Source organism: Streptomyces sp. P9-A2, assembly GCF_036634175.1.
GTDB lineage: Bacteria > Actinomycetota > Actinomycetes > Streptomycetales > Streptomycetaceae > Streptomyces > Streptomyces pratens.
In genome coordinates, this window is record NZ_JAZIFX010000001.1 from 4,184,862 (window position 1) to 4,199,626 (window position 14,765).

Annotated in this window: 10 protein-coding genes, 3 tRNA genes and 1 pseudogene; 9 read left to right on the forward strand and 5 right to left on the reverse strand. The window is 70.8% G+C overall.

The window, feature by feature from the left end; all coding sequences use genetic code 11:
• Positions 1-240 precede the first annotated feature (240 nt).
• The 3 genes from V4Y04_RS18995 to V4Y04_RS19005 all read left to right on the forward strand — a co-directional run bounded on the left by V4Y04_RS18995 (position 241) and on the right by V4Y04_RS19005 (position 2,728).
• Positions 241-1,833, forward strand: a complete 1,593-nt coding sequence (locus V4Y04_RS18995; protein WP_332429398.1) for a S1C family serine protease — start codon at positions 241-243, stop codon at positions 1,831-1,833.
• 65 nt (positions 1,834-1,898) lie between these two features.
• Positions 1,899-1,985: transfer RNA gene (locus tag V4Y04_RS19000), tRNA-Ser, on the forward strand.
• A gap of 371 nt (positions 1,986-2,356) precedes the next feature.
• A complete protein-coding gene (locus V4Y04_RS19005) occupies positions 2,357-2,728 on the forward strand; it encodes a hypothetical protein (RefSeq protein ID WP_332429399.1) in 372 nt (123 codons plus the stop codon).
• Positions 2,729-2,730: 2 nt separating this feature from the next.
• Here the strand turns inward: V4Y04_RS19005 and V4Y04_RS19010 are convergent, their stop codons facing one another.
• From V4Y04_RS19010 to V4Y04_RS19025, 4 genes are all read right to left on the reverse strand, one after another.
• Entirely contained in the window at positions 2,731-2,931 is a 201-nt protein-coding gene (locus tag V4Y04_RS19010; RefSeq protein ID WP_332429400.1) for a hypothetical protein, read from the reverse strand.
• A gap of 120 nt (positions 2,932-3,051) precedes the next feature.
• Complete coding sequence (locus V4Y04_RS19015; RefSeq protein ID WP_332429401.1) at positions 3,052-3,651, reverse strand: DinB family protein; 600 nt, start codon at positions 3,649-3,651, stop codon at positions 3,052-3,054.
• Positions 3,652-3,692: 41 nt separating this feature from the next.
• On the reverse strand, positions 3,693-4,124 hold the full coding sequence (locus tag V4Y04_RS19020; protein WP_332429402.1) for a hypothetical protein: 432 nt from the start codon (positions 4,122-4,124) through the stop codon (positions 3,693-3,695).
• Between the two features lie 118 nt (positions 4,125-4,242).
• Positions 4,243-5,136, reverse strand: coding sequence for a bifunctional DNA primase/polymerase (locus tag V4Y04_RS19025; RefSeq protein WP_332429403.1), 894 nt, complete (start codon positions 5,134-5,136; stop codon positions 4,243-4,245).
• A gap of 359 nt (positions 5,137-5,495) precedes the next feature.
• Between V4Y04_RS19025 and V4Y04_RS19030 the strand changes: the two genes are divergently transcribed.
• The 4 genes and pseudogenes from V4Y04_RS19030 to V4Y04_RS19045 all read left to right on the forward strand — a co-directional run bounded on the left by V4Y04_RS19030 (position 5,496) and on the right by V4Y04_RS19045 (position 9,005).
• Positions 5,496-5,819, forward strand: coding sequence for a hypothetical protein (locus V4Y04_RS19030; RefSeq protein ID WP_332429404.1), 324 nt, complete (start codon positions 5,496-5,498; stop codon positions 5,817-5,819).
• 289 nt (positions 5,820-6,108) lie between these two features.
• A pseudogene (locus V4Y04_RS19035) lies at positions 6,109-6,321 on the forward strand (OB-fold domain-containing protein); the annotation flags it as partial.
• A 331-nt stretch (positions 6,322-6,652) separates the two neighbouring features.
• Positions 6,653-7,213, forward strand: coding sequence for a SigE family RNA polymerase sigma factor (locus V4Y04_RS19040; RefSeq protein ID WP_332429405.1), 561 nt, complete (start codon positions 6,653-6,655; stop codon positions 7,211-7,213).
• Between the two features lie 136 nt (positions 7,214-7,349).
• Complete coding sequence (locus V4Y04_RS19045) at positions 7,350-9,005, forward strand: long-chain fatty acid--CoA ligase (protein ID WP_332432909.1); 1,656 nt, start codon at positions 7,350-7,352, stop codon at positions 9,003-9,005.
• A 153-nt stretch (positions 9,006-9,158) separates the two neighbouring features.
• On the opposite strand, the gene V4Y04_RS19050 is transcribed toward V4Y04_RS19045, so the two are convergent.
• Positions 9,159-13,931 (reverse strand): response regulator, encoded by a 4,773-nt coding sequence (locus tag V4Y04_RS19050; protein WP_332429406.1) that lies wholly within the window; start codon positions 13,929-13,931, stop codon positions 9,159-9,161.
• 457 nt (positions 13,932-14,388) lie between these two features.
• On the opposite strand from V4Y04_RS19050, the gene V4Y04_RS19055 reads away from it, so the two are divergent.
• Together V4Y04_RS19055 and V4Y04_RS19060 are read left to right on the forward strand one after the other, a co-directional pair.
• Positions 14,389-14,479 (forward strand) — tRNA-Ser (locus V4Y04_RS19055).
• Between the two features lie 190 nt (positions 14,480-14,669).
• Positions 14,670-14,742, forward strand: a tRNA-Arg gene (locus V4Y04_RS19060).
• Positions 14,743-14,765 lie beyond the last annotated feature (23 nt).

Here is a 14,765-nt window from a genome sequence, read left to right on the forward strand (position 1 = left end):
GGAGGCATGGGACTGGTGCACCTTTGGTGAGTAATGCCCTATATAAGGGATGGTCTCGCACCCACAGGAACGGCTTATGGTGCCCTGACGGCCCATGGGAAAAGCTGACGTCATACAAAGAGACATGCACAGCTGAAGCGCACCGGACTCGTCGACATGCGTGATCAAGCGTGAATGAACATGAATGAGCATGACTGAGTGCGACCTGGAACAACGGCCGTGGATCGAGGAGAGAGAGCTGTGAGCACCGAGAACGAGGGCACAAACGAGGGCGCATCGGTACCCCCGGCCCCGTCCGTACCGCCCACGCCGGTGGATGCTCCCGCTGCTCAGGCGCATCCGGGGCATCCGGTTCCGGACGGGGGCAGTCCGACGACCCCCCTGCCCCCGGTCCCGCCGAACGCGCCCGGTGCGGTACAGAGCCACGGTTCGTCGCAGTACCCGGGGTACGGCGATGTCGATCGCGGCGGATACGGCGAGCCGGCCGGACACGCCGCTCAGGGCACCCACGCGGGCCAGGGAGGCTACGGCGCCCAGGGTCAGTCTCCCGTCGGCCCTTTGCCGGGAGCCCCCGCGGGAACCTTCTCCCCGCCCGACGCCTCCTGGCCCCCGCCGCCGGCGCCGGGCGCTCCGTCGTACGACGGGGGCGCGGGTGGTGGAGCCGGTGGTGGCGTGGCCGGATGGGGCTCCTCGTACCAGGAGCCGGCGCCGAAGAAGGATGGCAGACGTGGCCGCCTGGTCGCCACGGTCCTGGTGGCCGCGCTGGTCGCGGGCGGCCTGGGCGGGGGCCTCGGCTACACGCTGGCCAAGAACAACGACGGCAACGGCTCGACGACCGTCTCGTCGTCCACCAGCGGCGGCAACGTCAAGCGCGACCCGGGCACGGTCGCGGGGGTGGCCGCCAAAGCGCTGCCGAGCACGGTCACCATCGAGGCGGAGAGCAGCAGCGGCGAAGGCGGCACCGGCACGGGATTCGTGTTCGACACCCAGGGGCACATCGTCACCAACAACCACGTGGTGGCGGAGGCCGTGGACGGCGGGAAGGTCGCGGCGACCTTCCCGGACGGCAAGAAGTACGACGCCGAGGTGGTCGGTCACGCCCAGGGCTACGACGTCGCGGTCATCAAGCTGAAGAGCGCCCCCTCGAACCTGAACCCCCTCACACTGGGCGACTCCGACAAGGTCGCCGTCGGCGACTCGACGATTGCCATCGGCGCCCCGTTCGGTTTGTCCAACACGGTGACCACCGGCATCATCAGCGCGAAGAACCGTCCGGTGGCCTCCAGCGACGGCACCGGCAGCCAGGCCTCGTACATGAGCGCCCTGCAGACCGACGCCTCGATCAACCCGGGCAACTCCGGCGGACCGCTGCTGGACGCCCAGGGCAACGTCATCGGCATCAACTCCGCCATCCAGTCGACCAGCAACGGCGGCTTCGGCACCGGCCAGTCCGGCTCCATCGGCCTGGGCTTCGCCATCCCGATCAACCAGGCCAAGTATGTTGCCCAGGAACTGATCAAGACGGGCGAGCCGGTGTACGCCAAGATCGGCGCGTCGGTCTCCCTGGAGGAAGGCACGGGTGGGGCGAAGATCACCGATCAGGGGGCCGGCGGCTCCAAGTCGGTCGACCCCGACGGTCCCGCCGACCAGGCCGGTCTGCGGCCCGGTGACGTCATCACCAAGCTCGACGACCGTGTCATCGACTCCGGTCCGACCTTGATCGGCGAGATCTGGACCCACAAGCCGGGCGACGAGGTCACCCTCACCTACGAACGCGGAGGCAAGGAGCAGACCACGAAGCTCACCCTGGGCTCCCGCGTCGGCGACAGCTGACCCCACCCCGCCCGCACCGACCCGTTACCCTTGTCCCCGCGCCGCCGATTACCCGGTGAGCGTGGGGAGGTGTGCCCGAGCGGCCTAAGGGAACGGTCTTGAAAACCGTCGTGGCAGCGATGTCACCGTGGGTTCAAATCCCACCGCCTCCGCTTGCTGAGCAGTGAGCACGGCCCCTGACCAGGTCATATGGTCAGGGGCCGTGCTGCTGCGCGCTGCCCGATCGTCACCGTGTCTCCCCGTGGTTTCCCGCTTCACGTGAAGCGGGCTCGAGGGAGAGTCGCTTGCTCGGGCCGGGGCCGGGTGCCGGCACCCATGCTCATGCCTGCCCGTATCGGGGAGGGTGCTGACGACCTCACCCGCGATGGCGAGCGGGCTCCCGACGCCCTGCGGCTTCGCCTCCGGCGTTGTCGTCAGTCGCGATGGCTCCGCCATCACTCCCTCCTCCGCCTTGGATGCGAAGCCGCATGACGCCGCTCGCTGATCCACTCCCCATCGCGGGTGAGGTCGTTATGGTGCCGAGGTGAAGAGCAACCGAAGGCTCCGGCGTTTGGTGGTGGGCGACACCACCTGGTACTGGACGGTCCGGCAGAGGGTCGAGCCCGCTTACGAGGACTGCAGCCTGACGCTTTCCCTCTACCGCGAGGACAAGAGGCACCGGCTGGCTCTGATCTTTCGCCCGGACTCGGATCGGGTCGTCTCGAACTCCTATTTCGAGTCCGGAACCCTAGTGCGTCTTCCGGACCGGAGTTGGCTCAATCTCTACGAGCCGGGAACCGTCCGGCGCCTTCTGGACGCTGCTGCGCCGGTCCGGGGCCTCTCCACGTCCGAGCAGATGGTCGAGTTGGAGGGATGGCAGTACTTCGATGCGGTCGTGGATCCGCTGTCGAGATGACGTCAGAGGCCTTGGCCCAGGGTCTGCTTGACGCCGCCGAGGAGCCCGCCGAGAAGGTCATTCGGGGAGCCGAGAGCGGCCTTTCCCTGTGGGGCCTCCTGGGGCCCCGAGTCCGTGGGTGCAGCGGCTGCGGTGCCCACGGCGAGGAATCCCGCGGTGACAAGGCCGGTGAGAACGATGGCGAGGCGACGCATCATCTTCATGTCCCTACGGTGGGTGATGATTGGTCACGGATAGTATCAGGCGGCGCGCTGGGAAAAGGGGAGCTCCAAGGGGTTTCGTCGGCACTCCGCTTCCGACCGGAGGGTGCGGGCCTTCTGTGGTCAGGAGGCCGCTCGCAGCAGGCGGAGCTGGCCGATTTCCGTTGCGTTCTTCAGGAGTTCGGTGTTCACCCAGGCGACCGTGTGGGCCACCGTGTACGCCGGGTCGCCCGGCCAGGGGAACGGGGCCGTGGCGTCGAGGCCGGTGTCGGTGAGGTTGTCCAGAACCACCTGCCACTCCGTTCGCAGGCCGCGCAGCCACCGGACGGTCGGCGCTCCCTCGCCGGGCCAGGTGACGTCAGTCCGTTCCCGGGGCTGTCGCCCGCACATGTGGTCCAGGGTCACGCTCCACCACCAGCCGATGTGCCAGCTGACCCAGGCGATGGTGGGGACGGGCACGGGGTCGGGCTCGGTCTCGGCCCAGTCCGGTTCCCACGTTCCGTCGGCGGAAGGGTGCAGCGTCCAGCAGTGAGGGGTGGGTTCCCACAGGAAATCGTCCGGTTCCAGCCGCTCCAGGTGGTACTCGAACAGCGACCAGGTCAGGTCGAACTGCCAGCGCAGGAGTTGTGTCCGGGAGACGGGTGAGGGACCGGAAGCGGTGAGGTCGGGAGTGCTGGGGTCCGGGGCGTTGAGGTCCGGGGTGCTCGGGTCGGGGGTGCTCATTGGGGCTCCTTGGCCTTCCGCCATGTGTGCGGTACGGATGGTCAGATCTCGATGTCCTGGGCGAGTTGCTCCCAGGACACCTCCCGCAGTACGGGCTCCGTGTCGTGGCCCGATGGAACGTGCGCGGCCGGCTGGAACCAGACGACGGTGAGGCGGGAGCGGTACAGGGCGCGGTCGTGGGCCGGGGCGAGTGCCTCGGAGCGGAAGTGGCCCAGGCAGGTCACGGAGGGCATGACCTCCACGGGGCCGAAGGCGCCGGCGTACTGGTCGGGGAGTTCGCGCGGGGGCGGAACCAGGTGGACCGGGGTTCCGGGGAAGGCGTCTTCGGCGGACCGCAGGGCCGAGGTGATCTTCCGGTCGTTGAGGGGCTTGCACGGGTAGCCCTCGAGCATGCCGCCGTATGTCGACGACATCCGCAGCTCGGAGAGGTCGACCGAGCGGCCGGAGGCGAGGACGACGCGCGTGAGTGACATGGTCGGCACTCTAGGGCGGTGGGGCATCCGGGGCTTTCGGTTTTCGTCGGGCGGAGAAGGACTGGGGGGGAGAGGAGGGACGGAGAGGAGAGGGGGTGGGGCGGGCTGTGTGGTGCCGTCAGGGGCGATGGCCTGTCATACGGGCTGCCGAGGCGATCGTCGCGCGGGCCTCGCGTTCGGACAGGCCGGTGTTGAGGGCCGCCTCCAGCAGGGGGCCCACCAGGGCGGTGCCGATTCCGTCCTCGTAGGCGCGGCAGGCCGCCCAGAACAGGCGGGTGTTGCGCTGGCCCTCGTGCGCCGCGAGGACGAACTGGACCAGCCCCTGCCCCTGCCCGTGGCCGCCGGTCGAGGGGAGCGTGGGGTGGTGGGTAGGGGGCGGCGGCAGCAGAAGCCGCAGGAGGGCGGGCGGGCACGCGGCGGGGGTGAGGTGTTCGGTACCCGGGGCGGCGGTGTACGTGCCGTGGTCCGTACGGGAGCCGGGACCGACCAGGTAGCCGCCGGCGCCCCGGATGTCGATGCCGGGGGCGAGCCGGCTCGCGGAGTTGGGGACGACGACGTCCGGCGGGCCGCTGAGCCACAGGTGACGGCCGCCGCTGGGGGTGAGGACGAGCACCGTGGCGGGGATCGTGAACAGATGGCGCAGGGCCAGTTCGCGCAGGGCGGCGGAGGGGTCGCTCCTGCTCTTCGTGTCCAGGTCGACACCGATGAGGTGATGCGGGTGCAGGCCGCAAGCGATGCCGTAACCGGTGGCACGGGGGGCGGCGGCGAACAGTGCGCGGATGCGGGCGGGGTCGGTGGAGGCGTCGTGGACACCGTGCCCGAAACGGCCGCACTCGCCGCGGCAGCGCGTGACGGGGCCGGAGTCGGGGCCGGAGTCGGTTTCGTCGCGGTGCGGGGAACGCAGTGCGGGGAGTTTCGTCCGGGACAGCGGAATGACGGCCAGTCCGCGCTCGGCGGCTGACAGGGCGTGTGCGAGGGCCAGCGTCCTGGCCTGCCGGTCGGTGGTGGCCATGCCTCTATATTCGTACCCGTGTTCGAATAAAGGAAGGGGGGGGCGGGGCGACACGCCGGGGTTCAGGTGGTTGGCGAGAAATGTGCCGGAACGCTTCACCTGTTGTGGGGCTTGGCGTGGAGGGCTCCTTGCCAGAGGGAGGGGGTGGATCGGGAGGCGAGGAGGGGTTTATCGACTTGCCCTCACGCTTGCGTGCGAATGATGGCTTCAGGGGTGGTTCGCGGGGATTCGGTGGGCAATTCTGATTTTGCGACGTCGAGAACAGCCCGGGGCGGTCGGCCAACTTCCCTGGTGACAGCCGTAGATCGGGCACACGCGGTCATGAACCGGTGCGTCCTTGGTTCTGGAGGAAACACAACATGGCAAGCATCCGTACCGCCCGCGTCATCGCCGCCGTCTCCGCCCTTCCGCTGGTGGCAGCCCTCTTCACCGGCGTCGCGGCAGCGGACAACGGCGCTTTCGCGGACAACGGTTCGAGTGCCACGGCTGCGAGTGCCACGGCGGGCGTGGTCGGCAGCGGCGTCGGCGGGGACAACTTCGGCACCTCGTCCACCACACAGCAGCAGGCCGTCGGTTCCGGCGCCTCGAACCAGAGCAACACCGCCCAGGTCAACGGCTCCGCGTTCACGGCCGTCAATCAGGGCAACGACAACGTGGCGATCACCTTCACCCCGCTGTGGTAGTGAGGTGAGGGGATCGGCGGCTCTTTGACGGTGTGGGATGTGCCTCGGGGGGTGTGAGGCGTGTGCGCGTCGGTGCTTCGGTGCCGCCGGGCATACGCCTCGCGAGGGCCGTGCTTGTCGACCAGGGTGGGGGGAGATCGAGCCGTGTGCGTGCGTCTGCGGGGGAACGGCTTCGGTGGAGATGGGATGTGATGGCCGGCCAGGAGATCTCGTGTGGGTGCGAGGAGAGGTGGTGCTGTACGGCGGAGGGCTGCGTAAGAGGGGAGTCGGAGGTGAGGGAGGAGTCGGGGTGGCCGCTGTGCTCGTCGAGGTGTGGTTGAGGTGGGACGAGGGGCGGGCAGCCACGGTGGGCGGCGAAGGCCGGGATCCTGTCAACGAGCCGATGATCCGGCACTGGTGTGAGGCCATGGGCACCATTGACCTGGTGTACGCGAGGCCGGGGGCGATCGCGTCGTCCACCGTGCTCCAGATGTGGACGATGGGCGGCCTCGCCGGCCGCCCGTACGGCGAGCACCGGCCCGAGGGGTGGCAGGGCCGGCAGAGCGGCAAGGGCAATGGGGGCGGTAAGGGTGGCGGGCGCGGGGCGCCGGCCTGGGGGCTGATCCTCATGGCGGGCCGGTGAGGGTAGGAGGGCGTCGGTGTGGCGCCGGGAACGGGTGAGGTCCCGGGGTGCGGGTGTGTTTCCCCACCCCCAGGGGCGAACCCGCAGTGGCTCTCCACCGCTCCTCCACCCTCAGGAGGTGGAGCAGGCGCTACCCCTACAACCTGAGAGGGACGTGGCTTCGGGACTTGTGGCCGATTTGCCGAGCGTGCCCCGCTCATAGCGTTGAGCCATGACCACACCCGTCTGCACCAGCGCTTCGAACGCCGCTGCTCCAGTGAAGCAGATTCTCCCGTACCCGTCGTTCTCGTCGTACATGAGGGCCCGCCAGCCGGTGCTTCTGCGTACCGCCCGGTCTTTGACGGGGAACCCGAGCGACGCGGAGGACCTGCTGCAGACCGCGCTCGCCAAGACGTATGTCGCCTGGGAGCGTATCGAGGACCACCGCGCGCTCGACGGCTATGTGCGCCGGGCCCTGCTGAACACCCGGACGTCGCAGTGGCGCAAGCGCAAGGTGGACGAGTTCGCCTGCGAGGAGCTGCCCGAGCCGGACCCGGCGTCCGCCGCCGACGACCCGGCCGAGCAGCAGGCGCTGCGCGACGCGATGTGGCGGGCGATCATGCGGCTGCCCGCGCGACAGCGCGCCATGGTCGTCCTGCGGTACTACGAGGACCTCAGCGAGGTTCAGACGGCCGAGGTGCTCGGTGTGTCGGTGGGTACGGTGAAATCGGCCGTGTCGCGGGCGCTCGGCAAGCTGCGGGACGACGCTGAGCTGAGACTTGTTAGATCCTGAACCGAAATGTCGTTTCGCGATACGTGATCGATCATCCGTTCCTCTAGTGACATACCGCGCGGTATGTGCGCAGAATCAGCACATCCGTTACCGCCGCGTAGGCAATGTCGCCCGGGAGGACGCCGTGCTGAGCACGATGCAGGACGTACCGCTGCTGATCTCGAGGATCCTGGCCCACGGGTCGACGATCCACGGCACGTCACAGGTGACCACCTGGACCGGCGACGGCGAGCCGCACCGCCGCTCCTACGCGGAGATCGGCGCCCGCGCGGCGCAGTTGGCCCACGCGCTGCGCGAGGACCTCGGGGTGTCCGGCGACGAACGCGTGGCGACCCTCATGTGGAACAACGCCGAACATGTCGAGGCGTACTTCGCGATCCCCTCCATGGGCGCGGTGCTCCACACCCTGAACCTCCGCCTCCCGCCCGAGCAGCTCGTGTGGATCGTCGATCACGCCGCCGACCGGGTGGTCCTGGTCAACGGTTCGCTGATCCCGCTGCTCGCCCCCCTGTTGCCGCACCTGACGTCGATCGAGCACGTCGTCGTGTCCGGTGCCGGGGACCGCTCCGCGCTGGCGGACGCCGCGGCGCAGGCGCAGGTGCGGGTGCACGAGTACGAGGACCTGATCGCCGGGAAGCCGACCGCCTACGACTGGCCCGAGCTGGACGAGCGTGCCGCGGCCGCCATGTGCTACACCTCGGGCACGACCGGGGACCCCAAGGGCGTGGTCTACAGCCACCGCTCGATCTACCTGCACTCGATGCAGGTCAACATGTCCCAGTCGATGGGCCTGACCGACGAGGACACCTCGCTGGTCGTGGTCCCCCAGTTCCACGTCAACGCCTGGGGCCTGCCGCACGCCACCTTCATGACCGGCGTCAACATGCTGATGCCGGACCGCTTCCTGCAGCCCGTGCCGCTCGCCGGGATGATCGAGAGCGAGCGTCCGACCCACGCCGCCGCCGTCCCCACCATCTGGCAGGGACTGCTGGCCGAACTGCTGGCCAAGCCGCGCGACGTCTCCTCCCTCACCCAGGTCACCATCGGCGGCTCGGCCTGTCCGCCCTCCCTGATGGAGGCGTTCGACGCACTCGGCATGCGGGTCTGCCACGCCTGGGGCATGACGGAGACCTCCCCCCTCGGTACCATCGCGCGTCCGCCGGCCCACGCCGTGGGCACCGACGAGGAGTTCGCCTACCGCCTGACCCAGGGCCGTTTCCCGGCCGGTGTCGAGGCCCGGCTCACCGGCCCCGGCGGCGAACGGCTCCCCTGGGACGGCGAGTCCGCGGGCGAGCTGGAGGTGCGCGGCCCCTGGATCGCCGGCGCCTACTACAACGGCACCGACGCCGAACCCCTGCGCCCCGCCGACAAGTTCAGTGAGGACGGCTGGCTGAAGACCGGCGACGTCGGCACGATCTCCCCCGACGGCTTCCTCACCCTCACCGACCGGGCCAAGGACGTCATCAAGTCCGGTGGCGAGTGGATCTCCTCCGTCGAGCTGGAGAACGCCCTGATGTCCCACCCGGACGTCGCCGAGGCCGCTGTCGTCGCGGTCCCGGACGACAAGTGGGGCGAGCGTCCGCTGGCCACGGTCGTCCTCAAGGAGGGCTCGGCCGCCGACTTCGACACCCTGCGCGACTTCCTCGCCGGCGAGGGCAGGATCGCCAAGTGGCAGCTGCCCGAGCGCTGGACGGTGATCGAGTCGGTGCCGAAGACGAGCGTCGGCAAGTTCGACAAAAAGGTGCTGCGCAGGCAGTACGCCGAGGGCACGCTGGACATCACCCAGCTCTAGAACCGCTCCGTTGCCTCCGCTGCACTGTGAAGCACTGTGACATGGCGTGACACGTTGTGGCACGCCCCGCGTGCGCCGGTCTCCAGGCCGGCGTACGCGGGGCCCCGTCGTGCGCCCGGAGACGCGGTTCCCTTGCTACGGGTGTGGTGCGGCTCAGTTGGTGCCGATGCGGGCCAGCAGGTCGACGATCCTGTCCTGCACCTCGTCGCTCGTGGAGCGCTCGGCGAGGAACAGGACCGTCTCGCCGGAGGCCAGCCGCGGCAGGTCCCCCTGGTCGACTGCGGCGGTGTAGACGACGAGCGGGGTACGGGTGAGTTGCCCGTTCGCCCGCAGCCAGTCCACGATCCCGGCCTGCTGACGGCGTACCTGCATCAGGTCCATCACCACGAGGTTCGGCCGGAACTGCCCCGCGAGTGCCACGGCGTCCGCGTCGCCGGCGGCCCGCGCGACCTGCATCCCCCGCCGCTCCAGCGTTCCGGTCAGCGCGAGCGCGATCTCCGCGTGCTCCTCGATCAGCAGCACCCGCGGCGGATGCTGCTCACTGTCCCGCGGCGCGAGGGCCTTCAGCAGGACGGCGGGATCCGCGCCGTAGGCGGCATCGCGCGACGCCTGCCCCAGCCCGGCCGTGACGAGCACCGGCACCTCGGCGGCCACCGCTGCCGTCCGCAGTGACTGGAGCGCCGTACGAGTGATCGGCCCGGTCAGCGGGTCCACGAACAGCGCGGCGGGGAACGCCGCGATCTGGGCGTCGACCTCCTCGCGCGAGTGCACGATCACCGGCCGGTATCCGCGGTCGCTCAGCGCCTGCTGCGTGGCGACGTCCGGCGCGGGCCACACCAGCAGCCGGCGCGGGTTGTCCAAGGGCTCCGGCGGCAGTTCGTCGTCCATCGGCTGTGGACGCGGAGGATCCGCCACCTCGACGGCCCCGCCCGGACCGTCCAGCGGCTCGGGTCCCTCGGCCGCGTCCGCGTCCGGCGCCCCTATGGCGTACGAGCGCCCCGTGCCCTCGGTCGTCGGCGCGAGCCGCGACTGCCCGGGCTGACCCGGCTGACCGGCGATCGGGTGCTGCGGCTGTGCCTGGGGCTGCGACGAGGTGTGCGGCTGGGGTTGTTGGGGCTGCTGGAGCGGTGGTGACTGCGCCGGCGTCCGGGGCCGTGCGGGCGCCTGGGCCGCCGCCTGGGCCTGCCGCTGGGCGGGGGCGAATCCGGTCGTCGCGTGCGGGGGCGCGCTCTGCTCCTGGACCGCGGCCGGATCGGGGGGCGTGCCGAGCTTGCGGCGGCGGCCCGAGCCGCCCGGCTGGTGCGGGGGAGGCGTGGCCGACGGAAGCGGCTGCTGGACCTGAGCGGCCTGCCGGGTGAACGGCACACCCTGCCCCAGCGTGCGCACACTGAACGCACGCCCCTGGGTCGAGTTCGGGTCCCCCGGAGTCCCCGGAGTCCCCGGAGTCCCCGGAGTCCCCGGAGCCGATGTCTCGACGGGGAGCGGCTGAGCGGCTCGTTGCGCGGGTGCCGCCGCGTTCTCGGGAGGCAGCGGGGTGGCCGGGGCGGGCGTCGGCATCGGCATGCCGTTCGGCGGGACGGGAGCACCCTGGGGCGGTACGGGAGTTTTGGCACCGGCGGCGGGCCACGGCGGCTGCGCGGACGGAGTGCCCTGGGGCGTAGTCCCCTGATCGGGCACGGCCTCGGCAGGCAGCGGCTGGGCCACGGAAGCGGGCTGTTCCGTGACCGCAGCGACGGGCTGTGCCTGTGCCTGGGCAGCGGGCGGCAGCACCGTCGGCTGGGGCAACGGCTGTCCGGCGGAGGCCGGCTGGAGCTGATCGTGGGGTGCCGGGGCCGGGGCCGGCACCTGTGCCTGAGGCGGCTGTCCCTGCCCGGCCATGCCCTGCGGCGGAACGGCCGACGGAAGGGCCGCTCCCTGCGGCGGTACGGGGGCGCGCTCCGGGGTGGCCCCCTGTACGGGCGCCACTGGTACGGGAACGGGCTGAGCGGCACCTCCGGCCGCACCCCCCGGGACCTGGACCGGGACCTGGACCGGGACCTGGACCTGGGCTTGCGCCTGCATTTGGGCCTGGGCAGCCTGCGCCGACGAAGGGACCGTGCCCTGCTCGGCGGGCTGGGCGGCGGCCCGTCGGCGGCGTCCCGTGGGGGCGCTTGTGGGGTGCGGCTGCGGAGGAGTGTGCTCGTCGGACTGATCGTGTGGGACGGCGTCATGGCGCCCCCCGCCGATCAGCGCGTCACCGGCAGCGGCCGGTCCGGGCATCACCACGGGCGACGAGCCCTGTGCCGAGCCCTGCCCCGCCGCACCGACGGCCCCGTCCTGTCCTTCCTGCTCCGCCTCGGCGGGCGGCAGGGCGAACACGGTACGGGGCGCGGCCTCCTGCGCCGCCGCACGCTCGGTGGCCGCCGCCAGCGCACGCCGGCGACGCCCGGCCGCCTGAGTCTGCTGCCCCTGCCCCTGCCCCTGCTCCTGCGGCCGGCCCTGTTGTTCCGAAGCCTGATCCCGGCCCTGTCCCTGAGAGGCACCGGCCGTTCCGTTCCCGCTGTCCACCGCGGGCAGCGCGGGCGGCAGGGCGTGCTGCTCACCGGAAACCTGCAGGGCACGCTGTCCCCCCGCCGGGACGGGTACACCCTGCGGCGGTACGGTCCCGCCCAGCCCGGTGTTCGAGGCGGCGGACCCCGCCGCGTACTCGGCGGCTGTGACAACGGCCCCCTCGGACACTCCGCCACCGGAGCCGCCCGCACCGATCGCACCGGCGACCACACCGGTGACCGCACCGGCGACCCCACCCGGGTCGGCAGGGGCAGCCGCCTCCGCGCCCTCGGCCGACCGGCCGCGCCGCCGTCCGGTCCCACCGGACGACACCGCCACCGCGCCCTCACCGGACGCCTGAGCCGGAATCTGCGGGGGCTCCGCGGCCGCCGCGGCCGCCCGGCGCCTGCGTCGTCCGGTGGGCGCCACGGTCTCCGTACCGGCTCCGGCACCGTCGTCCGGCCCCGGCACCTCACTTTCCAGGAAGGCGTCCACCGAGGACCGCCGGGCCCTCCGTCGTCCGCCACTCAAACCCTGCTGACCGCCCGCGGCAGTGGCAGCCCCCTCGGGCGGCACCGCTCCCGGTACCGGTACCTCTCCCGGCACCGGTACCGCTACCGGCACCGGTGCCTCGACCGTCGGTACTCCGGCCGGCAACGCGAGCTGGGCAGTCGCCTGAACTGCGGCGACGGCACCCGCGCCGGCCCCGATGGGCACTTCGAGGACGAACGCGCTGCCGCTCATTCCCGGCACCTCGTGCGTCTGCAGCACACCTCCGTGCGCCCGTACGATCCCGCGCACGATCGGCTCGTGCACCGGATCGCCGCCGCTGTACGGCCCGCGGACCTCGATCCGTACGACCTCGCCGCGCTGTGCCGCCGCGACCACGACCGTGTTGTCCAGGTAACCGCCCGTCGACACGGGAGTGCTGCCGGTGGCGTCGACGCCCGCGACATCCGCGACGAGATGTGCGAGGGCGGTGGCGAGCAGCCGCGAGTCGACCTCGGCCTCGATGGGCGGTGCATGCACGGCGAACTGGACCCGGCCCGGCCCGATGAGTTCCACGGCCCCGTCGACACCGGCGGCGACGACGGCGTCGAGCATCACCTTCGTACGAGTGATGCCGCCCGTCCCGGCGTCGAGCCGCTGGAAGCCGAGGACGTTGTCGATGAGGGTGGTGATCCGGGAGTAACCGGCCGACAGATGATGGAGCACCTGGTTGGCCTCGGGCCACAGCTGCCCGGCGTCGTCGGCGGCCAGCGCGGCCAGGTCGCGGCGCAGTTCCTCCAGCGGGCCCCTCAGCGACTGCCCGAGCAGGGTCAGCAGCTGCTCGTGCCGGCCGGCGAGGGCTTCGAAGCGGTCCTTCTCCCGCTCGCCGAGCGCGGCGTACCGCTCCTCGTTCGCGGCGAGTTCCTCGGTGTGCGCCTCGAGCAGTTCCTCCAGCTCGCGGACCTGTTCCTGGCGCAGGGCGGTGAACTCGGAGGCGTGCTCCCCGGCGATCCGCTCCAGTTGCTCGGCGTGCTCCCCGGCGATCCGCTCCAGTTCCTCGGCGTGCTGCCGTTCGGCCTCTTCCTTCTCCTTGACGAGCGTGTCGTAGGGACGCCGGTCGGTGAAGGTCATGACGGCGCCGACGAGCTGGTCGCCGTCGCGCACGGGCGCGGTCGTCAGATCGACCGACACCTTGTCGTTGCTCTTGGAGTACAGCACCTGACCGCGCACCCGGTGCTTGCGCCCGGAGCGCAGGGTATCGGCGAGCGGGGACTCGTCGTAGGGGAAGGGGGAGCCGTCGGCGCGCGAGTGGAGGATGAGGGTGTGCAGTTCCCGCCCGCCGAGGTCGCTGGCCCGATAGCCCAGTATCTGGGCGGCGGCCGGGTTGACCAGGACGATCCGTCCGTCGGTGTCCGTCCCGACGACACCTTCCGAGGCGGCCCGCAGGATCATCTCGGTCTGCCGTTGAGAACGCGCCAGCTCGGCCTCGGTGTCCACGGTGCCGGACAGATCGCGTACGACGAGCATCAGCAGTTCGTCGCCGGTGTAGCCGTAGCTGTCGGTGTCGTAGGCCTGCTGGCCGGTCTCCAGATTCGCACTGGTGACCTCGACCGGGAACTCGACCCCGTCGGTCCGCCGGGCGACCATCCGCGTCGGCTTGGTGCGGGCCCGAGGGTCGATGTGGTCGGGCCGGCGCATGGAGCCGGGGATGAGTTTGGAGTCGAACTCCGGCAGCAGGTCGAGCAGCCCGCGCCCCACCAGAGCGGTGCCCGGGGTCTCGAAGGCCTCGAGGGCGATGGTGTTGGCGTTGACGACCGTCCCGTTGGCGTTGACCAGCAACAAGGCGTCGGGAAGCGCGTCCAGTATGGCTGCGAGGCGAGCAGTGCCTCGGGATGGCCTGCTGCTCACGAGACGCTTCCTTCCTGTTCCGCGATGTGCCGACCGGTCGGGCCATCTTGCCGACCGGCCCTCAACGTGTCACCGAAGGGAGTCTAAGGGCTGGGGTTGCGCTCGCGACGCCGGATGAGACCGAGGTCGCACGTAACGTGACGGTGCTGTGACGCCCCCGCCGGCCGGCACCGGCCGTGGCCCGTCCCACCACGGCCCGGACCGTTGCGGGACCTCCACGCCGGCCCCCCGCCCCGCCCGGTCTGCCCACCGTCCCGATCGAACGCCCGTATGCCCTTGTGTCGAACGTCCGTACGTCTTTGTGGTGAGGCGACGGCCCGCCACGCGCCGTCGGAAGGACTTTGCTCTGTGGCCACCGCGCCTAGTACCGTAGGGGGCGATTGGTGACACCACGCACGGCTGTGTCATCATCGGCACGCACCACTTGAACCGCGCTCGCGCGCGGAAGGTTGTGCACGGAGGCGTCGCCTAGTCCGGTCTATGGCGCCGCACTGCTAATGCGGTTTGGGCCTTAAAGCCCATCGAGGGTTCAAATCCCTCCGCCTCCGCACCGATGACGAAGCCCCGGCCCACCCGGCCGGGGCTTCGTCACATACTCGGCCCTCCGTCACCGTTTCCGCAGGTCACAAGGGGCGGGGCAAACGGATTTCACATGGCGGCGGCGGTCATGTAATGTTCTTCCTGTCGCCGCGAGCGAGCCCGCAAAGGGCCGGGAGCGGCGAGAAAACTGAAGAGCAGGCACTCGTAGCTTAACGGATAGAGCATCTGACTACGGATCAGAAGGTTGCAGGTTCGAATCCTGCCGAGTGCACAGAGAGCAAGAGCCCCGCCGGT